Source organism: Janthinobacterium sp. 13, from assembly GCF_002749695.1.
GTDB classification, from domain to species: domain Bacteria; phylum Pseudomonadota; class Gammaproteobacteria; order Burkholderiales; family Burkholderiaceae_D; genus Janthinobacterium; species Janthinobacterium kumbetense.
In genome coordinates this window covers 1,438,302-1,458,612 of record NZ_PEEQ01000001.1, presented here as the reverse complement: position 1 = coordinate 1,458,612, position 20,311 = coordinate 1,438,302, and the positions used below count along the sequence as shown (strand labels likewise).

The following is a 20,311-nucleotide window of genomic DNA, read 5'->3' as shown; positions in this document are numbered from 1 at the left end:
GAGGATAAGACGGTACAACGTTGCGTGTGTGTTGATACAACCAGTCATTACCCCGATCTTTGCTTCTTCCAGATTCAGGCTTTGTCGCTCCATTGAGGACAAACGCCAGTACAAGTTATGCCTGATGACCATAGCAAGTTGGTCCCACCCCTTCCCATCCCGAACAGGACCGTGAAACAACTTTGCGCCGATGATAGTGCTGCAACCAGTGTGAAAGTAGGTTATCGTCAGGCTTGTTATTCGAAAAAACCCCTTCCGGTGATCCGGTTGGGGTTTTTTTACGTCCAATGATTTTATGCATGGCATCGATCGCGTGCCACCTTGAAAGGAATATCTTGTCTGCTATGCATACACTGGAGCAATTACGCGCTGGCCAACTGGCCGGCCTGCGCCGTCTGACGCTGTCCTGCGGCTTGACGGCATTCCCTCGCGAAATCTTCGACCTCGCCGACAGCCTGGAAATCCTCGACCTGTCCGGCAATGCGCTCTCCACGCTTCCCGACGATTTGCCACGCCTGCACAAGCTGCGCATCATTTTTTGCTCGGACAACCTGTTCACCAGCTTGCCGGCCGTGCTCGGTTCCTGTCCTGCGCTGGAAATGATCGGTTTCAAGGCGAACCGGATACGCCACGTGCCGGCCGCAGCCTTGCCATCCAGGCTGCGCTGGCTGACCCTGACCGATAATGCCATCGAAGCCTTGCCGGAGGAGCTGGGCAAGTGCGGACAATTGCAGAAACTCATGCTGGCGGGAAATTGCCTGGACAGCTTGCCCGCTTCCTTGGCGAACTGCCGCCGGCTGGAACTGGTGCGCATCGCCGCCAACCGTTTCACGGCGCTGCCCGACTGTCTGCTATCCCTGCCACGCCTGAGCTGGCTGGCGTATGCGGGCAATCCCTTCACGGAAGCGCGGGAACTGGCGGCCCTGGCCGGTTCAGCCGCAGCGGGCGTCGCGTGGCAGCGCCTGGAACTGGCGCAGCAGCTGGGCGAGGGGGCGTCGGGCGTGATTTACCGTGCCCGCCTGGATGGCGCCGATGAGGTTGCCGTCAAGGTGTTCAAGGGGGCCATGACCAGCGATGGCTTGCCGCGCAGTGAAATGGCCGCCTGTATCGGCGCCGGTGCCCATCCGGGCCTGATTCCCATCCTCGGGACGCTCGATGCACATCCACAAGGAGCGCTGGGACTCGTCATGCCGCTCGTTGACGCGGCCTTCCGCAACCTGGCCGGGCCGCCGAGCCTGGAGTCGTGTACGCGCGATGTGTATGCCGATGGCGCGCGCTTTGATTTTCCGCAAGCGCTGGCCATTGCCCATGGCATCGCCTCGGCCGTGCGGCAGTTGCATGCACACGGTATCGTGCACGGCGACCTGTATGCCCACAATATCCTGCATGCGGATGCCGGCGCCTGCCTGCTGGGCGACTTTGGCGCGGCGTCCATGTTTGCGCCGGGCTCGTTGCACGGGGACGTGTTGCAGGGCATAGAGGCGCGCGCCTTTGGCGTGCTGCTGGGCGAACTGATCGCGCATTGTGCGACGCCTTTGCCGGCCCTGCACGTCATGATGGAAGATTGCCTGCAGGAAGACGCATTGCAGCGGCCCAGCTTTGACGTGATTGAACGGGCCTTGCGGGACATGTTCCCCGCATAAAAAATGGCGCAGCCTTCGCAGGCTGCGCCATTTTCATTTCAGGCTGGCAAGATTCAGCTTGCTACCAGGATTTCTTTTTCCGGCAGGGCGATCTGGTTGTCGACGCTGAACTGGTAATCCTTGAAGACGTGTTCGGCCGTCAGGATCTGGTACTCGCCGTTGTCGAGCTTATGCGTGGTGTCCTTCAGGCGGTACGTGTAGTGGCCGCAGGTCCAGCAGTTGAAGTTGCGCATGTGGGTGCACAGGCAAGTCTTGTCCATCACGACGACGGTTTTTTGCTCCGGATGGGCAGCGACTTCGCGGTTGTACGAGTTGATGTACGCGCAGTTGCCCGTCGCGTCGAGCAGGTAGCCATACGATTCGCAGCCTGGACGGATGCCGGCGCCGATGGCGGGCGTGTTCTTCAGCATGCGCATCGGGTAACCGGTCGGCGAAACGCCATTGACGATGATGTCTTCTTCCGAGGCCTTGTAGTATTCCTGCTTGACCTTGTTTGGCAAGCCGCATTCCTTTGTGACGGTAAAGCGCGTCGCCACTTGCACGCCAGCGGCGCCCGCTTCCAGGAAGGAAACGGCATCGCTGCCCGTGAAGATGCCGCCAGCGGCGATCAGCGGGATGTCCAGCTGTTCGGCCTTCAGGTAGGCCAGCAGTTCCGCCGTGATCGTGTGCAGGTCGTAATTGGCCCAGTCCATGCCGAAGCCCAGGTGGCCGCCGGCCAGGGGACCCTCGACGATGATGAAGTCGGGCAAACGGTCCAGCTTGGCGTTCTTGCGCAGGAAAATCTGCAATGCGCGTACGGACGAGACGATGATGCCCAGCTTGGCATCACGGAAACGCGGATGGTCGGCCATCAAGGCGAACGAACCAAAGTGCAAGCCGGCCGACAGGGTGATGCCGTCGATGCCCGCGTCCAGCGCCGCATTGAGTCGCACGCGCAAGGTTTCGCGGGGGCCGTTCATTGTCAGCTTTTCCATGCAATTGACGAAGATCAAGCCATCGCCTTTTTTCGCTTCCATGGTGCGGCCGATATGCAGGCGCTGCGCTTCCGCCAGGCGGCCCAGGTCGAACTGCACCACGGCCTTGTCGCTGTTATTGATGTTGAACTTGTACAGTTTCGTCTTGTCTTTGACGAAGGTGGTGTCGAAACGGCGATCCGACACGTCTTCCACCATGGCATCGGAGATATGCCCGATACCGTTCAGCCGGGCCGCTTCCAGGGCCAGCTCCGACGTGGAAATATCCACACCCATTCCGCCTATCATGATGGGCACATATTCTTTTTTGCCAAATCGCAGGCGGAAATCATCAACACGTTTCATTGCTATCCTTAGACTACCGTGGTTATCACTGAGCCAGATGTACGGTCAAGCCCGCTGCCGGTCAGGCGCGCGGGCGCATGTAGCTGTGCGCAGCTTCAATTCTACCCCAAGCGCGCAGGCGCTCCGAGGCAGCTTGCCGCCATGCCGGTGCAAGCGCAGGCCGCAGCGTGCGCATCATCGAAATTAATCGCGGAAATTGTTAAATTCCAGCGGCATGTCGGGTACATCCTTGCGCAGCATGGCCATGGCCGCCTGCAGGTCGTCGCGCTTGGCGCCCGTGACGCGCACGGCTTCGCCCTGGATGCTCGCTTGCACTTTCATCTTGCTGTCCTTGATGACGCGCACGATTTTCTTGGCATCATCCGATTCGATGCCATTCTTGATCTTGATGATCTGCTTGACCTTGTCGCCGCCGATCTTCTTGATGTCGCCTTCGTCGAGGAAGCGCACATCGACCTTGCGTTTGGTCAATTTGTTGGTCAGCACGTCGCGCACCTGGCTGAGCTGGAATTCAGAGTCCGCGAACGCGGTCAACTCGTTTTCCTTGTGTTCGACGCGGGCGTCGCTGCCCTTGAAGTCGAAGCGGGTCGTGATTTCCTTGTTGGATTGCTCGACTGCATTCTTGACTTCGATCATATCGGCTTCGGAGACTACATCAAATGACGGCATGGTCTGTTCCTTTTCTTGTTAAAGCGAGCGCACGCTCGGCGCGCTGGGCATTGGCGGCTGATTCTGCGCCATGGGACGGCCCTGTTAAAGATGCGACATTTTAACGGACAACGGGCAAGTCGCCCTTGTCCTGAGGTGGTTTTTTGTCGCTTTCGCTCTATAATCGAGCAAAATTTCCCGATCCCATGTCTGCAGAGCTCACCATCGAACACAATTACTCCCTCCAGCGCCTGAATACCTTCGGCATCGCGGCCAATGCGGCCGCCTACGTACGCATCACCTCGCAGGCCGAATTGCACGCCGCGCTGCAAGATCCCGCCTTGTCCGCCATGCCGCGCCTGATACTGGGCGGCGGCAGCAACATCGTGCTGACGGGCGACTTTCCCGGCGCCGTGCTGCACATGGCCACGCGCGGCATGCGCCTGGCGCAGGCGGATTTCGAGACGATACTCGTCACTGCCGCGGCCGGTGAAAACTGGCACGATTTCGTGCAGTGGACCCTGGCGCAAGGCGTGGGCGGGCTGGAAAACCTGTCCCTGATTCCCGGCACGGTGGGCGCGGCGCCTATCCAGAATATTGGCGCGTATGGCGTTGAAATCAAGGATTATCTGCACAGCGTGAGCGTCATGCACAGTGGCAGCGGCATCGTCTTCGACATGGACCGCGATGCTTGCCGTTTCGCTTACCGCGACAGCATCTTCAAACAGGCGGACGGCCGCGAACTGATCGTGCTGGAAGTCACGTTTGCCTTGCCGGCCGAGTGGCAGCCGAACTTGCGCTATGCGGAACTGGCGCAGGCCGTGGCCGAGCGCAATCTTGCCGAGCCGACACCCCAACAGGTGGCCGACACGGTGATGGCGATCCGCCGGCGAAAATTGCCCGACCCGGCCGTCATAGGCAATGCGGGCAGCTTCTTCAAGAATCCCGTGGTGTCACGGGAGCAATGTCTTGCCTTGTTGGAACGTTTCCCCACCTTGGTACACCATGCGCAGCCCGATGGCACGGAAAAGCTGGCGGCAGGGTGGCTGATCGATCAGTGCGGCTGGAAGGGGAAAAACCTGGGGCCCGCGGGAGTGTATCCCAAGCAGGCGCTGGTTCTGGTGAATAATGGCGGCGCTCGTGGCGCGGACATTACCCGGCTGGCGGCAGCGATACAGGATGATGTAGAGGCGAAATATGGCGTACGCCTGTCGCCCGAGCCTGTGTTTGTCTAAATAGTCAATCCGCGCTTGAAAAAATGTTCAGGGCAAGGCAGTGCAACACAGCCATGGACGTTTTTTCTGCATGGATCAGCCGAAGTGGCAGACGTAATCTACGGTTTCGACAGTTTCAATATCAAAATAGCTATTGCCCGGTACCTTGAATTGCGTGCCCGCGCCATAGCTGTTCCATTCCGTCGCGTCGGCCAGGCGTACCTTGCACAGGCCGCCGACGATTTCCATGATTTCCGGCGCGCCCGTGTTGAAGCGCAACGATGACGTGAAAATCACGCCCACGCTTTTCTTCGTGCCATCGGCCAGGATGACGTTGTGCGAGACGCATTTGCCGTCAAAGTAGATATTCGACTTCTTGACGACGCTGACATTGTCCAGTTGTGTGCTCATGCTTCACTTTCCTTGCTGTTAAAAATCAGTCCTGGACGTCAGCGGCGCTCAGCACGCTGTTGCGTCCGCCGCGCTTGGCCGCGTACAGGGCCTGGTCGGCGCGGTTGATCAATTGCTCGACCGTCGAGTCTGGCGAGGGCACGATGGTGGCCACGCCGATCGAGATGGTGACGATGCCCGTGCTTGCCGCTGGATTTTCGATCTGCAAGCCTTCCAAGTGGCGCCGGCATGCTTCGGCGATCAGCAGGGCTCCTGCAGCCTCCGTTTCCGGCAGGATCAGGGCGAACTCTTCGCCGCCGTAGCGGGCGGCCAGGTCGGCCGGGCGCTTCAAATGTTCCGTCAGCACGGCGGCGACTTTTTTCAGGCACAGGTCGCCCGCCAGGTGGCCGAAGTGGTCGTTATAGCTTTTAAAATGGTCGATATCGCAAAACAGCAAGCTCAACGGCGTCTTGTCGCGCTGGCCACGCTGCCATTCGAATTGTAAGGTTTCATCGAAGCGGCGGCGGTTGGCGATGCCCGTCAAGCCATCGAGGGCGGCGAGTTTCTGTAATTCAATATTCGCGTCGGCCAGGTTCTTTTGACTTTCTCGCAGGAAACGAAAAGCCTGGTCGCGCTGCAGGCGGCTGATGTGGGCTGCCGAGTGGTAGCGTATGCGCGCCAGCAGCTCCAGGCGGTCCGGCAGTTTCACCACATAGTCGTTGGCGCCGACGGAAAAGCTGTGCGCCTTCAGTTTCGGGTCATCCTTGGCCGACATCACGATCACCGGCACGTGCGCGAGCGCCGCGTTTTCGCGGTACAGCTGGATCAGGGCGAAGCCGTCGATGCCTGGCATCACGAGGTCTTGCAGGATGACGGTCGGTTGCAAACGCAGCGCCGTGTCCAGCGCCTGCGTGGCGTCGGTCACGTAATGAAATTCGATATCCTGCTGGTCGCTGAGCATGCGCCGTACTGCCTCGGCAATGATCAACTGGTCATCCACCAGCAGCACGCTGACCTTGAATTCGGTCAATGCGGGCTCATGCTGGCTGAAACTGGAGGAGAATTCTGGCATTGCATTCTTTTCAGATGTTAGGGGAGGGCTCCCACCCATTGTTGAGTTTGGCGCCCAGGCGGCTGCGCAGGCTGGCGCCTATTCTATCCAAGGGCAGGATGTGCTGCGCCGCATCGAGTTCGGCCGCCGCGCGCGGCATGCCGTACACGGCACTGCTGGCCTGGTCTTGTGCGATGGTCGTCTTGCCGGCGCGGCGCATGGCCAGCAAGCCATCGCCGCCGTCACGTCCCATGCCTGTGAGCAATACACCGATGGCGTCGCCGCGCCAGTGCTGCGCCACGCAGTTGAAGAAGACATCGACGGATGGGCGGTAAACATACTCGCGTGGTGCTGCATCGTAACCCAAACGATAATTTTGATCTAGCAGCAAGTGATCATTGGTTTTGGCGATCAACACCGTGCCGGACACCAGTTCATCGCCTTCGACGATCACGCGCGCGGGCATGCTGAGCTGGTCATCGAGCCATTTGGCGAAGTGCGAGGCGAAGGTTTCATCGATATGCTGCACCACCACGATGGCGCAACCGGGCGGCGCCGTCCAGCCGGACAGCACCTTGGCCACGGCCGAAGGGCCGCCCGTCGAGGCGCCGATGGCCACCAGCGTGGTGACTTGCCCGTCGGCCCGTTCGCCGCCATTGCCGTTCGCCTGGCGTGGCGGCGGCGTTTCGGCGCTGTGGCGTATCAGCTTGCCGATGGTCTTGATCTTGGCCAGCAGTTCGCTGTCGCCGCCCACTTGTCCCTGCAGCACGGGGGTGGCCGTGACGTCGAGCGCGCCCGCGCCCAGCGCGCGGAAGACCTGGTTGACATTGTCTTGCGGGCGTCCCGTGACCACCAGGATGGCGCAAGGGCTTTGCTCCATGATCAGGCGCGTCGCCTCGACGCCATCCATCTCCGGCATGTTCAGGTCCATCAGGATCAGGTCGGGACGGTTGCCCTCGCACATGCGCACGGCTTCGAGCCCCGTGCGGGCAATCCACAGCACCTGGTGTTCCTGCGTGCTGGCCACCACGCGGCGCAGGGCTTCGGCGGCCATGGCGACATCGTTGGCAATGGCAATTTTCATGAAGTACAACTCATAAGCGGGCATCTCCTATCAGGTCGGCCACCGCGTCGAGCAAGGTCTCGTCGTGGAAGCTGCCTTTGGTCAGGTAATAGTCGGCGCCGGCGGACAGGCCGCGCGCGCGGTCTTCCGGGCGGTCCTTGTACGAGACGATCATCACCGGCAGCTTGTGCAGGTGCAGGTCCTTTTTGATCAGCGAAACCAGCTCGATGCCGTCCATGCGCGGCATGTCGACGTCGGTGATCACCAGGTCGTATTCGCCGCTGCGCACGACGTTCCAGCCGTCGATGCCGTCGATGGCCACGTCGACTTCGAAGCCGCGCGCCAGCAGCAGCTTGCGCTCCATCTCGCGCACCGTCAGCGAATCGTCGACGACGAGGATGCGCTTGGCGCGGCGCTGCTGTGCATTGCCCGCCTGCGCCAGTTGGTGCAGGCCGCCCTCGTGCAGCAGCTTGTCGATCGACAGCAGCAGGTCGGGCACGTCGAGGATCAGTACCGGCTCGCCGTCATCGAGCAGGGCCGCGGCGGAAATGTCGCGCATCTTGCCGAAGATCGGATCGATGGCCTGCACCGCCAGGCTTTGCTCGCCGCGGATGGCGTCGACCACCAGGGCATAGCTTTGCTTGCCGCGCCCGATCACCACCACCGGCAAGTCCTCGGCCTGGTTCGCCGCTTCGCCCAGCTCCAGCACCTGCGCCGCCGAGACCAGGCCCAGATGCTCGCCCTTGAGTTCGAAGAACTGCTTGTTTTCCAGGGTATGGATGGCCGCCTGCGGCACGCGCACCACGCTTTCCACCTTGACGATGGGGATGGCGTAGGCTTCGCCCTGGATGTCGATCACCAGCGCGCGCACGATCGATTGCGTCAGCGGCAGGGTGATGAGGGCGCGGAAACCCCGGCCCGGCTCCGATTCCAGGCGCACGGTGCCGTTTTGCTGGCGTATCGTCTCGTGCACGATGTCCAGGCCCACGCCGCGTCCGGACAATTGATTGGCCGTCGCCTTCAGGCTGAAGGCGGGCAGGAACAGGAATTCCAGCAGCTCGCCCGGCGACAGCGCGGCGGCCATGGCGGGGCTGGCCATCTTGCGCTCGATAACGGACTGGCGGATCTTTTCCAGGTCGACGCCGCGCCCGTCGTCGCTGATTTCGATGCTCAGCATGCCGGCGCGGTGGCGCGCTTCCATGCGTATCGTGCCCAGCGCTTCCTTGCCCGCGTCGATGCGCTCGTACGGGCCTTCCATGCCATGGTCGATGGCATTCCTCAGCATGTGGTTCAGCGGGCTTTCGATCTTCGCCAGGATGTCGCGGTCGACCAGGGTGTCTTCGCCTTCGATCTCCAGCTGCACTTCCTTGCCCAGGCTGCGCGCCAGGTCGCGCACCATGCGCGGGAAGGCGTGGATGCCGTCGCGGAAAGGGCGCATGCGCAGCGCCAGCACTTCGTCGACCATGCCTTGCGAGACGGCCAGCAGGCGCCGCTCATAGGTTTCGATGTCGGCGATGTGTTCGAGCATGAACTGCTTCAGGGGCTGCGTCTTTTGCAGCGCCAGCAGGGATTTTTCCATCAGGCCCGCATCGCCCGAGCGGGCAATGGCTTCGTGCAGGTGCTCGATGGCGGAAAACAGGCTGCTCTGGTTGCGCTTGAAGCGCTGCAAGGCACCGATGAACGGATGCATCTGGTGCGCATTGATGCGCGATTCGCTGGCCAGCGACAGCAGTTTGTCGAAATTCTGCGCCTGGGCCTTGGCCGGTGCGGCACCTGTACGCGGCGCGGGCGCGGCAGCTTCTGTCGCCTCCGCTTCCGCGTCCTCTCCCGCCAGGCCGCTGGCCACGGGAGCCTGTGGCGCCGCCGCTGCCGGCGCTGGCACGGGCGCCGGGGGCAGGGCAGGCAATTCGGGCAGGTCGGCGATGCCGGCGATGGCGTTCAGGGTCTGGTCGATCTGCGCCGCATTGGCGGCCAGCCACGCTTCGGCGCCCGCGTCGTCCAGGCGCGACAGCTGCACGATCAGGTCGACGCCCGACAGCAGCACGTCGACCCGCTCCGGCGTGAGTTTCAGGCGGCCGTGCTGGGCGGCGACAAAGCTGTCTTCCATGCCGTGCGCCAGCTGCACCACCACTTGCAGGCCGACGATGGCGGCGGCGCCCTTGATCGAATGTGCCGCGCGCATCATCGCTTCGACGGCGGCCGCATCGCCCGCATGGCGCTCCATGGCCAGCAAGCCGTCGGTGAGGATCTGGGTCTGGCTGTCTGCCTCCATGCGGAACAGGTCCAGCATGGAAAAGGCACTCAGGTCGCCGTGCTGGTCCTGGCTCATCGTAATAATCTCGCAAGTTGAAAGCCGATCAGCGCCGTGTCGAGGCAGCCGATGCGCATGTCGCCCTCGGTGATGACGCCGGACAGATAGCGCGACAGGCCCTTGTTGATGGTGGCCGCCGGCGCTTGCACGGTGCTCGACGCATAGCGCACGATGCCGTGCAGGTCGGCCACGGGCAGCGCGTAAGCCTGTTCTTCCCAGCGCATCAGCAGCAGGCGCGCAAAGGTGTGGCGGCCGCGGGCCGCTGGCGCGCCCTGTTCGTCGATGCCCAGCAAGTGTGCCAGCGACATGCACGGATACAGCTTGCCGCCGATATTGACGATGCCCGCCAAGCCGCGCCCGCCGCGGTGCGGCAGCACGTGCGGCTTGGCCTGCGGCGCCACGGAGTCGAACACGCGCGTGGGCAGCGCCAGCCATTCGCGGCCGATGCGAAATACCAGCGCCGAGCTGTCGCGCACTTCGCCGCCCGCATCGATCTGGCGGAAGTGGCTGGCCCAGTCGCGCTGGTAGTGTTCATCCACGGGCCGCTGCAGGTTGCGCTGGGCGGCGCCCGCATACACGTCGCAGTTACGGCAATGCACGTTGGCGGGCAGCCTGGGGCAGCTCTGGTCGCCGACCACGCCGATATGGTTCCAGCAGTCGTCGATGGCGTCGGGGGACTCGGTGGCGATGAGGTTGGTCATGCTTGCCCCTTAGTTGGACGCCTGGCGGCGCTGGTAGATGCGCGCCGCGCGCGCCTTCAGGGTGGCGGCGGCCGTGTGGTTGCCATTGCGTTCGGCCAGCAGCGACAGGTGGCACAGCGCCTCGTAATGGTCGGGCTGCAGGTAGATGCAGCGGCGCCAGTAATCGTCGGCCAGGTCCATCTTGCCGGCCAGTTCATTGATGATGCCCAGCATGAAATACGCTTCCGCCGCCTCGGGCACGCGCGCCAGGTGGGCGTGGCATTTTTCTCCCGCTTCGCGCAACTGGCCACGGTCGGCCAGCAGGCGCGCCTCGGCCAGCAAATCGGCTTGCGCGGTTGGCGCGGCCGGCGCCGGCGACGGCACGGACACGGGGCGCGTGCGCGGCGCTGTCGCAGCGGCAGGGGCGGTTGCGGCGGCGCGCCTTGGCGCGGGCGGCACGCTGCGCAGGGGGCGCGCTGCCGGCAGCGGCGCCACTTGCACGGGGCTGGCCGGCGCCGCCGTTTCCTTCTTCAGGGCGAAGGCCTGGCGGAACTGCAGCGGCGCAAAGCCGTTCTGGCAGAACGACGGCACTTCCGCATAGCCGGCCAGCAGCATGCCGTCGTCGGCCAGCAGGGCGGACAGGTTGTGGATGGCCGCGCGCGTGGTCGGCTTGTCGAAGTAAATCAAGAGGTTGCGGCAAAAGATGACGTCGTAATGGCGGCTGTAGGTGGCGGTGTCGAATTGCAGCAGATTACCCTGCCTGAAGGTGACTTGCTCGCGCAAGGAATCGATGATGCGGTAGGCGTCGTCGGCCACGTGCGTGAAATAGCGCTCGCGGAAGGCGACGTCCTGCGCGCGGAAGGCGTTGCGGCCATACACGCCCGCCTGCGCCCGCTCGATGCAGCCGGGGCTCAGGTCGTAGGCGTCAATGCTGAACGCCTGTTTCGGCACGCCGCCGTCGCGCAGCGCCATGGCCATCGAATACGGTTCCTCGCCGCCCGCGCACGGGATCGACAGGATGCGCGTGGCGCGCCCCCGCGCCCAGCGTTCCTGCACCAGTTCGACGGTGGCGTAGAACGCCTGCGGGTCGCGGAACAGCCACGATTCCGGCACCACCACCAGCTCGATCAATTGCGTCATTTCGGCCGGCGTGAGCGCTTGCAGGTAGGCTTCGCTATCGCTGAAGCCCGTTTGCTCCATGCGCTGGCCGACGGCCCGTTCGGCCACGGCTTTGGAGACGGACAGGCCGGTCGCGCGGCGCAGCAGGGCTTGTGCCGTCATGCCGCGCCCGCGTCTTGAAACAGCAGCGCGCGCACGTCCGGCGGCAGCAGGTGTTCGAGTTCCACCAGCTGCACGATGCCGTCGGCATCGCTGGCCACCTGGCCCAGGAAGGGCGCCGTGGCCACGCCGCTATCCTCGAGCTTGTCCGCCGCGATGTCGGCGATGCCGCGCACTTGCGTGGCCAGCAAGCCCAGCGCATGCGTGGCGCCGCCAGGCGCGCGGTAGTCGACGATGACGATGCGCGTGTCGAATTGCGCGGCGGCGGCAGGCAGCCCGGCCAGGCGCGACAGGTCGATCACGGGCACGGGCGTGCCGTGCAAGTCCATCAGGCCGGCCACGTAGTCTGGCGTGAGCGGCAACTGTTTCAGCTCCAGCAGCGGCAGGACGCGCACGATGCCGGCCAGGGGCAGGCCATAGCGGTCGCGTCCGATGTGAAAGAGCAGCACTTTCATGGGATCAGATGGTGACGGCGAAGGTCGACACGCTCGACTGCAGGTCGCCCGCCGCATATTGCAGCTGGTGCACCGCTTCGCTGGTGGCCTTCAGCGATTCCACCGTCTGTTGCGTGGCGTCGTTGAGCTGCATCATGGTGTCGGAAATTTGCGACGCGCCGATCGCCTGCGACTGCATGCCTTGCAGCACGGCATCAAATTGCGGCGTGAGTTTTTGCACCTGGTCCATCACGGACGACAATTGTTCCGCCACTTGCCGCACTTCGCCCACGCTGCGGCGAATTTCTTCCGAGAATTTATCCATGCCCATCACGCTGGCGGACACGGCCGACTGCATTTCCTTGAGCATTTGCTCGATATCCCAGGTGGAGACGGACGTCTGGTCGGCCAGGCGGCGGATTTCCGTCGCCACGACGGAAAAGCCGCGGCCCGCTTCGCCCGCTTTTTCCGCCTCGATGGCGGCGTTCAGCGACAGGATGTTGGTCTGGTCGGCTACTTTCGTGATGGTGATCAGTACGCTATTGATATTGCTGGCTTTTTCCGACAGGGCCGCCAGCTTGGCGTTGATGGAATCGGTGGCCGAGACCATGTGCTGCATGGTCGAATCCATGCGCTTGAGGTTGTTTTGCGCTTCGGCCGTGGCATTCGTCGTGTAGTCGGCCACGGCGGTGGCGTCTTCCATGGTTTTCAGCAACTGGCTCGTGTTGGCCGAGATTTCCTTGGTGGTGCTGAGAATTTCCACGCTGGTTTGAGCTTGCTCAATACCCGTGGCTTCCTGCTGGCGCGCCGAGGCGGCGATTTCCGTGGCGGAGGTCGTCACCTGGATGCCGGCCTTTTGCACATTGTTGAGCAGGCTGCGCAGGTTTTCAAACATCTTCGCCAGGCCGTTGCCCAGCTGGCCGATGGCGTCGTTGCCCGTGATGCCGACCTTGCCCGTCAGGTCGCCCGAGGCCGCCTTCGACACCACTTCCAGCAGGGAATCGACCTTGGCGCGCAGGCTATTCGTGGCGGCCAGTTCATTGGCCTGGTTGTCCTGGATGGTTTGCGCCATGCGGTTGAACTCTTCCGTCACCTTGCCCAGCTCGTCGCGCGAAATGATGGCGGCGCGTGCGCCTTGCTCGCCGCCGGCGATGCGCCCGACGGCGTCCGTCAGGCTGTTCAACGGGCCGAGGATGGCCTTGGCCAGGACGAAGGATATGCCCAGCGCCAGCACCACGCACAGCACGCCGCCCAGCGCCAAGGTCAGCAGCATGGTTTCCTGCAGGCGACTTGACGTGGCCGTGCGCTCGGCCAGCAAGCGGTTTTCTTCGGCGGCGGCTTCGTCGAGCAGTTTGTTGGCTTGCACGATGCCGGGCGAGCCGGCCGGCGGAAGCAGGCGCGCCACCGTTTCCGTGGCGCCCGGCGCATTGCCCAGCGCGCGGCGTTTCTCGATCAGGGGGGTGATCCACTCCTTGACCCAGGTGCTGCTCAGCTGGTCGATCTTGCGGAAGCGTTCCGATTGCACCTTGTTGTCCACCGTCATGCTGATGGCTTTTTGCGTGTGCTGGCTCAGCACCCCTGTTTCATCGGTTTCCGGCGTCAGCGAAGCTTCGTTGCCGGTCAGGATGAAACCGCGCGCTTCCACCTGGATTTGCAGGATGGAATTGTGAATCTTGTCGATCTCGACCAGCACTTCCATCGTGTGCCGGTCCCATGCATTGGCTTCCGACAGCCGCGAAAAGCTGTTGTAGGCCACGCCCAGCAAGATCAGGATGATGGCCACGATGGAGCCGAAGCCCAGGTACAGTTTATTCTTGATACTCAGGTCTTTGAACATGGGAGGGCTCCGGAAGCAGGAAGGTCAGCACAATTGCACTGTAGCATTTTGCCATGAGGACAGCAAAATGGGGGGCGATCTGGGTACGCGCGGGGCGGTAAATCGCTGCCGAGTGCGTTTCAAACGTAAAAAAGCCGCCCGGAGGCGGCTTTTGGCGGGCGCGGGAGGTAGTGCCTCCCGGCAATTAATTACTTCTGGCCGCGCTTTTCGCGGGCGATGGCGGCGATGCGCATGCGCAAGGCGTTCAGCTTGATGAAGCCGCCGGCGTCGGCCTGGTTGTAGGCGCCGCCGTCTTCGTCAAAGGTGGCGATGTTCATGTCGAACAGCGAATCGGTTTTCGAATCGCGCGACACGACGATCACATTGCCCTTGTACAGCTTGATGCGTACCCAGCCGTTCACGGTTTCCTGCGTGTGGTCGATCAGGGTTTGCAGGGCAACGCGCTCGGGCGCCCACCAGTAGCCGTTGTAGATCATCGACGCGTAGCGCGGCATCAGGTCATCTTTCAGATGGGCAACTTCGCGGTCCAGCGTGATCGATTCGATGGCGCGGTGGGCTTTCAGCATGATAGTGCCGCCCGGGGTTTCATAGCAGCCGCGCGATTTCATGCCGACGTAGCGGTTTTCCACCAGGTCCAGGCGTCCCACGCCATGCTTGCCGCCAACTTTGTTCAGTTCGGCCAGCACGGTGGCGGGCGACATGCGCACGCCGTTGATGGCGACGATATCGCCTTTTTCGTATTCGATGTCCAGGTATTCCGCTTCGTCCGGCGCCTTTTCAGGGCTGACGGTCCAGCGCCACATGGTTTCTTCCGCTTCGGCGCTCGGGTTTTCCAGGTGGCGGCCTTCAAAGCTGATGTGCAGCAAGTTGGCATCCATCGAGTACGGCGCGCCGCCGTTCTTGTGCTTCATGTCGATTTCGATGCCGGCGTCTTCCGCGTACTTCAGCAGTTTTTCGCGCGACAGCAGATCCCACTCGCGCCATGGGGCGATGATTTTCACGCCTGGCTTCAGCGCGTAGGCGCCCAGCTCGAAACGCACCTGGTCGTTGCCCTTGCCGGTCGCGCCGTGCGAGATGGCGTCGGCGCCGGTGGCGTTGGCGATTTCGATCAGGCGCTTGGCGATCAGCGGACGGGCGATCGAGGTGCCCAGCAGGTATTCGCCTTCATACACGGTGTTGGCGCGGAACATCGGGAAGACGAAATCGCGCACGAATTCTTCGCGCACATCTTCGATATGGATGTTTTCCGGCTTGATGCCGAATTTGATGGCCTTGGCGCGCGCCGGTTCCAGTTCTTCGCCCTGGCCCAGGTCGGCCGTGAAGGTGACGATTTCGCACTGGTAGTTATCTTGCAGCCATTTCAGGATGACGGAGGTGTCGAGTCCGCCGGAATAGGCCAGGACTACTTTTTTAATGTCGCTCATATTGCTTCCAGTTGTCGTTGTCGATGTATGTATTGCGATGCTGCCAGGAGTTATGCAGTGCCTGGCGAATTAGTTGATTTTACCGAGTAACAGGTATTCGATCAGCGCTTTTTGCACGTGCAAGCGGTTTTCCGCCTCGTCCCACACCACCGATTGCGGGCCGTCGATCACTTCGGCAGCCACTTCCTCGCCGCGGTGGGCAGGCAGGCAGTGCATGAACAGGGCGTCGGGCGCGGCGCGGGCCATCTTCGCGCCATCGACGATCCAGCCGTCGAAGGCGGCGATGCGGGCCGCGTTTTCCGCTTCGTAACCCATGCTGGTCCACACGTCCGTGTTGACCAGGTGCGCGCCTTCGCAGGCATCCGATGGATTGGCGAAGAAGGTGTAGCGCTCGGTCTTGACTTGCGCCAGGTCAATGTCGTAACCCTTCGGCGTCGACACGTTCACATGGAAGCCGAACACTTCGGCCGCTTGCAGCCACGAGTACAGCATGTTGTTGGCGTCGCCGATCCAGGCGACCACCTTGCCGGCGATCGAGCCGCGGTGTTCGATGTAGGTGAAGATGTCGGCAAAGACCTGGCACGGGTGGTGTTCATTGGTCAGGCCATTGATCACGGGCACGCGCGAATTGGCGGCGAAGCGCTCGATGATTTCCTGGCCGAACGTGCGCACCATGATGATGTCGCACATGCGCGACATGACCTGGCCCGCGTCTTCCACCGGCTCGCCGCGGCCCAGCTGGGAATCGCGCGTGTTCAGGTAGATGGCGGCGCCGCCCAGCTGGTGCATGCCCGCTTCGAACGACAGGCGCGTGCGGGTCGAGTTCTTTTCAAAGACCATCACCAGGGTGCGGTCGATCAGTGGATGGTAGATTTCGTAGTTCTTGAACTTGCGCTTGATCAGATGGGCGCGTTCGATCACATATTCGTACTCTTCCAACGTGAAATCGGAGAACTGGAGGTAGTGCTTGATCGGTTTTTTTGTCGACATAATGACCACTTGAAGATGCGCAGGCCGCCGGCGGCGTGCCTTTCCCGCCGGGTTGCATCAGCGTACAACATCTCGTCTGATGACTGCCTCGCCCGGCGCGCTGCTGTGTTGATCGGTGCCAGCGCGACGCCTGTCGCGCGGTACGATGCGGTTTGCCAAGTTGAAAATAATGCAATGGCAAGTACTTCAGCCGTTCAATTATAAGGGTTTTGCTTTTAGATTGGAAAGACTGCCCGGGCGCGTACTTGTATAGGCAAGCCTGCGCCCGGGCAACGGGGCGGTGGATTAATAGATGCTGGCGGGCGCGGCGCCGTCCAGCTGGGGCGCCACCAGCGGCAAGTCCAGGGTGAAGCGCGTGCCGGCGGGGCTGCTGGCCACCTGGATGGTGCCGCCCAGCAGGGCCGTGACGATGTTGTAGCTGATCGACAAACCGAGGCCGCTGCCGCCCTGGCCCAGCTTGGTAGTAAAGAAGGGGTCGAAGATGCGCGACAAATGCTGTTCCGCGATGCCGCCGCCATTGTCTTCGAAGACGATCCGCACGCGCGTCGCGTCCGCCGTGGCGGACAGGCGCATGCAGCCCGTGCCGACGCCGCCATCGTTGGGCGCGGGGGCGAAGGCGTGCAGCAGGGCATTGTTGATCAGATTGGTGATCACCTGGCCGAACGGGCCGGGATAGCTGTCCATGGCGATGCCGAAGGCTATTTCCATTTCGATGCGGTGGCCCGAACTGCGGATGCGGTTCATGACGGTGGCGATGATTTCATTGCTGACTTGTTGCAAGTCAAAGCGGCGCCGCTGCTCGGTGGTGCGGTCGACGGCCACCTGCTTGAAGCTGTTGACCAGGTCGGCCGCGCTGCGCAGGCCGCGCATCACCAGCGCCGACGCCTTGCCCGCATCGTCGATGAAGGCGGCCAGGTCCGAGCGGCGCAGGCCGGGACCGTTCATCAGGCGTTCCACGTCTTCCGTCTTTTGCTGCATGGTGCTGGCGATCAACAGACTATTGCCGATCGGGGTATTCAGTTCATGCGCCACGCCGGCCATCAGCGAACCGAGGGCGGCCAGTTTTTCCTGCGATACCAGTTGCGCCTGGGCATCTTGCAATTGCCGGTAGGCGCTGGCGTTGTCGAGCGCGATGGCGCCATACGCGCACAGGGTGCGGAAGATCAGCCGCTCGCGTTCGCCATATGCGTTGGCGTGGCAAGCCTGCACCGTCATCACGCCCAGCACGCGCTCGCCCACCATCAGCGGCACGTACAGCACGCTCTGGTTATGCAGCGTGCCGGGCACCGTGTAGGCGTGGCGGCGCGGCGGCACCTGGTCGATATACACTTCGCGTCGGCCCAGCAGGCAGCGCACGGAGTAGGCGCGTGGATTGCTCAGTGGAATGGCGTTGTCGGACAGGGGCCGGCCCGCTTCCATGCCATGCGCGCGGCGCAGCGCCGTGCCTGCGGCGTCGAGCATGTAGACGGCGAAGGTGTTGACTGGCAGCAAGGCATGCACGTGGCGGTCGAGCACCTGGAACACGGCGCTGGCGTCGAGGTGGGTGGTGATTTCCTGGCCGATGGCCGACAGCCGTTCCAGGGTGTCGCTGGTCTGTTGCAGCACTTCGGCGCGGCGCGCTTCGGAAGCGGCCAGTTCGCGGTGGTGATAGCCTTCCGAGCGCGCATGTTCCGTCTGGTGGTAGACCTGCATGGCGGTGGCGCGGTTGCTCGCTTGCTGGGTATGGCTTTTTTCGCGCGCCATGCCCGCATCGAGGGCGATATCGTAGGCGCGCGCATAGTCGCCCGCATGCGCGTATTCGCGCGCCAGCGCATCGAGCAGTTCGCCGGGCGGCGAATAGCCGTCGATGGAGGCGGCTACCTGCAGCGCCTGGTGCAGGAAATGCAGGGCGGGATTGCGTTCCAGCATGTCTGCGGGCGGCGGCAACTCATGGCGCGCATGCAACATCGACAAGACGCGCAGCGCCGCCACCTGGTGCATGGCGTCGCCCTGCGCGGTGGCCAGCTGGCAAGCCCGCTCGGCCGCCTGCAGCGCCTCGTCCGGGCGGTCCAGGTAGGATAGCGCGTGGGCGCTGCCGCGCTGGGCCATGCTGCGGAAATCGGCCTGGCCCAGCGCTTCGGCGCGCTGCGCCAGCCGGCTGAAGGCGTCGAGCGCCGTGTCGTAGTCGCCCTTGTCCAGGCTCAGTTCGCCCAGGTGGAACAGGGCGTTGGCATAGGTGCGCGCGCCAGCCACGGGCGCCAGGATGAGCAGCGCCTGGCGCAGCAAGTCTTCGGCCGCGGCCAGGCGGCCCAGCTTGCGCATGGTTTCGGCCGTATGCGTCTGGCAAGCGCCGATGCTGCGCGGCCAGCCGGTGGGGCGCGCCAGATCCAGTGCGCACTGCATCCACTCCAGGGCCGATTCGTTGTCGTTGAGGCTGGCGAAACAGTCGCCGATATTGATGGCGGCCGTGATGGCGCCGCGCAGCTGGCCGCTTTCCAGCGCCGCCTCGTAGCTTTGCATGTAGTGGCCGGCGGCCGTGCCCAGGTCGCGCGAGGTGTGCGCCAGCAAGCCGCGGAAGTCATGCACCCAGGCGGCCAGCGGCGCGGGCAGCTTGCCGCTGGCGCTGTCGGCCTGGAAATGGCTGCCCCAGCGCGCCTGTGCGGCTGGCGCATCGCGCAGCACGGCCCAGCGCGCCGCGGCCGCGTCGGCCAGGCTGGCGCGCATCGTATCGCCGGCGCTGCGCGCCTGCTCGGCAGCGGCCAGCAGTTCGGCATCGCAGCGGGCATGGTCGCCCCGGTCGACGGCAATCGAGGACAGCAGCCAGTGGGCATCGGCGCAGCCGGCGCCGTCGCCGTGCGCGCACAGGATGGCGTGCGTGGCCATGGCCAGGCTTTCGGCCGCATCGAGCGCACCTTGCAGCCAAGCCACTTCCGCCTGCACCAGTTGCAAACGTGCCTGCGCGAGCGCCAGGGCGGGGGGCGGCAACTGCGCCTGGGGCAGCAAGGCTGCCGCTTCGGCCGCATGGTGCAGCGCCTGGGCACAGTTGCGCTGGCGCAAATGCCATGCCAGCAGCATCAGCAAGGGCAGGCGCTCCAGGGCGCGCAATGGCCGCAGTGTATCTTCCCACTGTGCAATGTCATGTTCGAGTGCGAACATTTCCATCCGAAATCTCCCGCAAGGCGATGGTGTTGGCCAGCGGCCAGTGACACCTTATTGGATCGCATTGTAAGCTGCATCGGATGCAGTTGTTTGGTCGACTCGACAGTATTTTTTTACGCGCGCCCTTTCAGGCTGCGCAAAGCAGGCGGGGCGTGCACCAGCCCCTGCCGGCTGATGCACGTGGACAGCCTGGCACGGCTTGCCGGCCGTTTGCCGTGCTGTGCCGTGCCGCCTGTGCTAGCGGCCGGCGAAGTGCACGGTGCTGGCCGTTTCGCCAGCCTTGGCGACGGCGCCCGGAATATTGTTCAGCCCGGTAATGGCGATGACGTCGCCATCGTTGCGAAATTCCATGTGGGTGCCGCTGGCCGTTTCAAAGACGCCCGGTGCGCGGCCGAACAGCTCCACTTCGGGCTGCCCCTTGATTTGCGTGAAATAGCGGTTGACTTGCTGGCGCAGCAGCAAGGTATCGCCCGTGTCGAGCTGGTAGCTGTTGCCGTACTGGCTGAATTCCTGCGGCGCCAGTTTATACACCTTGCCGGAAACCTGGACCTTGTCCTGTTCGCCGATTTCCAGCGCACTGGCGCTGAGGCAAGACAGGCCGAGGACGAGGGCGGCGCTACCGAGGGCGAGGGTACGCGAGAACGATGCTTTCATGATTTCACCTTGTGATCGAGATGCTGGTTGGAGTTAGACCAATGTTGTCTCCAGCAGGTTCGCTGGCGGGGACAATGCCAAGGTAGCAAGCGGAGGGGGACCATGCCAGCGCAAAGCGATGAAACGCCGGAATCCGGCGCTGAAACGCGAAATCAGGCGATGGATGGTTTTGGAATGAATGGGAGAAAGCAGGCTCTGCGGCAGAATTTAATTCTGTTTAATTCGTGGTGGTAAACT

The 20,311-nt window shown here is 63.0% G+C and carries 17 protein-coding genes and 1 rRNA gene; 4 read left to right on the top strand and 14 right to left on the bottom strand.

Annotated elements, in window-relative coordinates:
* Positions 1–120: 120 nt before the first annotated feature.
* Together rrf and CLU94_RS06355 are read left to right on the top strand one after the other, a co-directional pair.
* A 5S ribosomal RNA gene (gene rrf / locus CLU94_RS06360) occupies positions 121–233 on the top strand.
* 111 nt (positions 234–344) lie between these two features.
* A complete protein-coding gene (locus tag CLU94_RS06355; protein WP_099665027.1) occupies positions 345–1,643 on the top strand; it encodes a leucine-rich repeat-containing protein kinase family protein in 1,299 nt (432 codons plus the stop codon).
* A 53-nt stretch (positions 1,644–1,696) separates the two neighbouring features.
* Here the strand turns inward: CLU94_RS06355 and CLU94_RS06350 are convergent, their stop codons facing one another.
* Both CLU94_RS06350 and CLU94_RS06345 read right to left on the bottom strand, forming a co-directional pair.
* Positions 1,697–2,962 (bottom strand): nitronate monooxygenase, encoded by a 1,266-nt coding sequence (locus CLU94_RS06350; RefSeq protein WP_070277935.1) that lies wholly within the window; start codon positions 2,960–2,962, stop codon positions 1,697–1,699.
* Positions 2,963–3,145: 183 nt separating this feature from the next.
* On the bottom strand, positions 3,146–3,631 hold the full coding sequence (locus tag CLU94_RS06345) for a YajQ family cyclic di-GMP-binding protein (protein ID WP_034759416.1): 486 nt from the start codon (positions 3,629–3,631) through the stop codon (positions 3,146–3,148).
* Between the two features lie 185 nt (positions 3,632–3,816).
* On the opposite strand from CLU94_RS06345, the gene murB reads away from it, so the two are divergent.
* Positions 3,817–4,845, top strand: coding sequence for a UDP-N-acetylmuramate dehydrogenase (gene murB, locus CLU94_RS06340; protein ID WP_099665026.1), 1,029 nt, complete (start codon positions 3,817–3,819; stop codon positions 4,843–4,845).
* Between the two features lie 75 nt (positions 4,846–4,920).
* Here the strand turns inward: murB and ppnP are convergent, their stop codons facing one another.
* From ppnP to CLU94_RS06280, 12 genes are all read right to left on the bottom strand, one after another.
* Positions 4,921–5,235 (bottom strand): pyrimidine/purine nucleoside phosphorylase, encoded by a 315-nt coding sequence (gene ppnP, locus CLU94_RS06335; RefSeq protein WP_099665025.1) that lies wholly within the window; start codon positions 5,233–5,235, stop codon positions 4,921–4,923.
* A gap of 25 nt (positions 5,236–5,260) precedes the next feature.
* Positions 5,261–6,286: a diguanylate cyclase gene (locus CLU94_RS06330; RefSeq protein WP_099665024.1), complete on the bottom strand. Its 1,026-nt coding sequence runs from the start codon at positions 6,284–6,286 to the stop codon at positions 5,261–5,263.
* A 10-nt stretch (positions 6,287–6,296) separates the two neighbouring features.
* The gene (gene cheB, locus CLU94_RS06325; RefSeq protein WP_099668186.1) at positions 6,297–7,349 is read right to left on the bottom strand and encodes a chemotaxis-specific protein-glutamate methyltransferase CheB; all 1,053 of its coding nucleotides are present in this window, start codon (positions 7,347–7,349) and stop codon (positions 6,297–6,299) included.
* Between the two features lie 10 nt (positions 7,350–7,359).
* Positions 7,360–9,657: a hybrid sensor histidine kinase/response regulator gene (locus tag CLU94_RS06320; protein ID WP_099665023.1), complete on the bottom strand. Its 2,298-nt coding sequence runs from the start codon at positions 9,655–9,657 to the stop codon at positions 7,360–7,362.
* The gene (locus CLU94_RS06315; protein ID WP_099665022.1) at positions 9,654–10,340 is read right to left on the bottom strand and encodes a chemotaxis protein CheW; all 687 of its coding nucleotides are present in this window, start codon (positions 10,338–10,340) and stop codon (positions 9,654–9,656) included. The genes CLU94_RS06320 and CLU94_RS06315 overlap by 4 nt, the downstream gene beginning before the upstream one ends.
* Positions 10,341–10,349: 9 nt before the next feature.
* A complete protein-coding gene (locus CLU94_RS06310) occupies positions 10,350–11,600 on the bottom strand; it encodes a CheR family methyltransferase (RefSeq protein WP_099665021.1) in 1,251 nt (416 codons plus the stop codon).
* Positions 11,597–12,052, bottom strand: coding sequence for a chemotaxis protein CheW (locus tag CLU94_RS06305; protein WP_099665020.1), 456 nt, complete (start codon positions 12,050–12,052; stop codon positions 11,597–11,599). The genes CLU94_RS06310 and CLU94_RS06305 overlap by 4 nt, the downstream gene beginning before the upstream one ends.
* A gap of 4 nt (positions 12,053–12,056) precedes the next feature.
* On the bottom strand, positions 12,057–13,868 hold the full coding sequence (locus tag CLU94_RS06300; protein ID WP_099665019.1) for a methyl-accepting chemotaxis protein: 1,812 nt from the start codon (positions 13,866–13,868) through the stop codon (positions 12,057–12,059).
* 188 nt (positions 13,869–14,056) lie between these two features.
* A complete protein-coding gene (locus CLU94_RS06295; protein WP_034759383.1) occupies positions 14,057–15,292 on the bottom strand; it encodes an argininosuccinate synthase in 1,236 nt (411 codons plus the stop codon).
* Between the two features lie 69 nt (positions 15,293–15,361).
* On the bottom strand, positions 15,362–16,282 hold the full coding sequence (gene argF, locus CLU94_RS06290) for an ornithine carbamoyltransferase (RefSeq protein WP_077401165.1): 921 nt from the start codon (positions 16,280–16,282) through the stop codon (positions 15,362–15,364).
* 285 nt (positions 16,283–16,567) lie between these two features.
* Positions 16,568–19,417 (bottom strand): ATP-binding protein, encoded by a 2,850-nt coding sequence (locus CLU94_RS06285; protein WP_257218699.1) that lies wholly within the window; start codon positions 19,415–19,417, stop codon positions 16,568–16,570.
* Positions 19,418–19,657: 240 nt separating this feature from the next.
* Positions 19,658–20,074, bottom strand: coding sequence for a hypothetical protein (locus tag CLU94_RS06280; RefSeq protein ID WP_099665017.1), 417 nt, complete (start codon positions 20,072–20,074; stop codon positions 19,658–19,660).
* 102 nt (positions 20,075–20,176) lie between these two features.
* Here CLU94_RS06280 and CLU94_RS28645 point away from each other — a divergent pair, with 102 nt between their 5' ends.
* Positions 20,177–20,308, top strand: a complete 132-nt coding sequence (locus CLU94_RS28645; protein ID WP_257218698.1) for a hypothetical protein — start codon at positions 20,177–20,179, stop codon at positions 20,306–20,308.
* Positions 20,309–20,311 lie beyond the last annotated feature (3 nt).

Bases quoted from the DNA above. Each gene is read 5' to 3' on its own strand.
- CLU94_RS06355 (WP_099665027.1), top strand. From the start codon at position 345: ATGCATACACTGGAGCAATTACGCGCTGGCCAACTGGCCGGCCTGCGC.
- CLU94_RS06350 (WP_070277935.1), bottom strand. From the start codon at position 2,962: ATGAAACGTGTTGATGATTTCCGCCTGCGATTTGGCAAAAAAGAATAT.
- CLU94_RS06345 (WP_034759416.1), bottom strand. From the start codon at position 3,631: ATGCCGTCATTTGATGTAGTCTCCGAAGCCGATATGATCGAAGTCAAG.
- murB (WP_099665026.1), top strand. From the start codon at position 3,817: ATGTCTGCAGAGCTCACCATCGAACACAATTACTCCCTCCAGCGCCTG.
- ppnP (WP_099665025.1), bottom strand. From the start codon at position 5,235: ATGAGCACACAACTGGACAATGTCAGCGTCGTCAAGAAGTCGAATATC.
- CLU94_RS06330 (WP_099665024.1), bottom strand. From the start codon at position 6,286: ATGCCAGAATTCTCCTCCAGTTTCAGCCAGCATGAGCCCGCATTGACC.
- cheB (WP_099668186.1), bottom strand. From the start codon at position 7,349: ATGAAAATTGCCATTGCCAACGATGTCGCCATGGCCGCCGAAGCCCTG.
- CLU94_RS06320 (WP_099665023.1), bottom strand. From the start codon at position 9,657: ATGAGCCAGGACCAGCACGGCGACCTGAGTGCCTTTTCCATGCTGGAC.
- CLU94_RS06315 (WP_099665022.1), bottom strand. From the start codon at position 10,340: ATGACCAACCTCATCGCCACCGAGTCCCCCGACGCCATCGACGACTGC.
- CLU94_RS06310 (WP_099665021.1), bottom strand. From the start codon at position 11,600: ATGACGGCACAAGCCCTGCTGCGCCGCGCGACCGGCCTGTCCGTCTCC.
- CLU94_RS06305 (WP_099665020.1), bottom strand. From the start codon at position 12,052: ATGAAAGTGCTGCTCTTTCACATCGGACGCGACCGCTATGGCCTGCCC.
- CLU94_RS06300 (WP_099665019.1), bottom strand. From the start codon at position 13,868: ATGTTCAAAGACCTGAGTATCAAGAATAAACTGTACCTGGGCTTCGGC.
- CLU94_RS06295 (WP_034759383.1), bottom strand. From the start codon at position 15,292: ATGAGCGACATTAAAAAAGTAGTCCTGGCCTATTCCGGCGGACTCGAC.
- argF (WP_077401165.1), bottom strand. From the start codon at position 16,282: ATGTCGACAAAAAAACCGATCAAGCACTACCTCCAGTTCTCCGATTTC.
- CLU94_RS06285 (WP_257218699.1), bottom strand. From the start codon at position 19,417: ATGTTCGCACTCGAACATGACATTGCACAGTGGGAAGATACACTGCGG.
- CLU94_RS06280 (WP_099665017.1), bottom strand. From the start codon at position 20,074: ATGAAAGCATCGTTCTCGCGTACCCTCGCCCTCGGTAGCGCCGCCCTC.
- CLU94_RS28645 (WP_257218698.1), top strand. From the start codon at position 20,177: ATGCCAGCGCAAAGCGATGAAACGCCGGAATCCGGCGCTGAAACGCGA.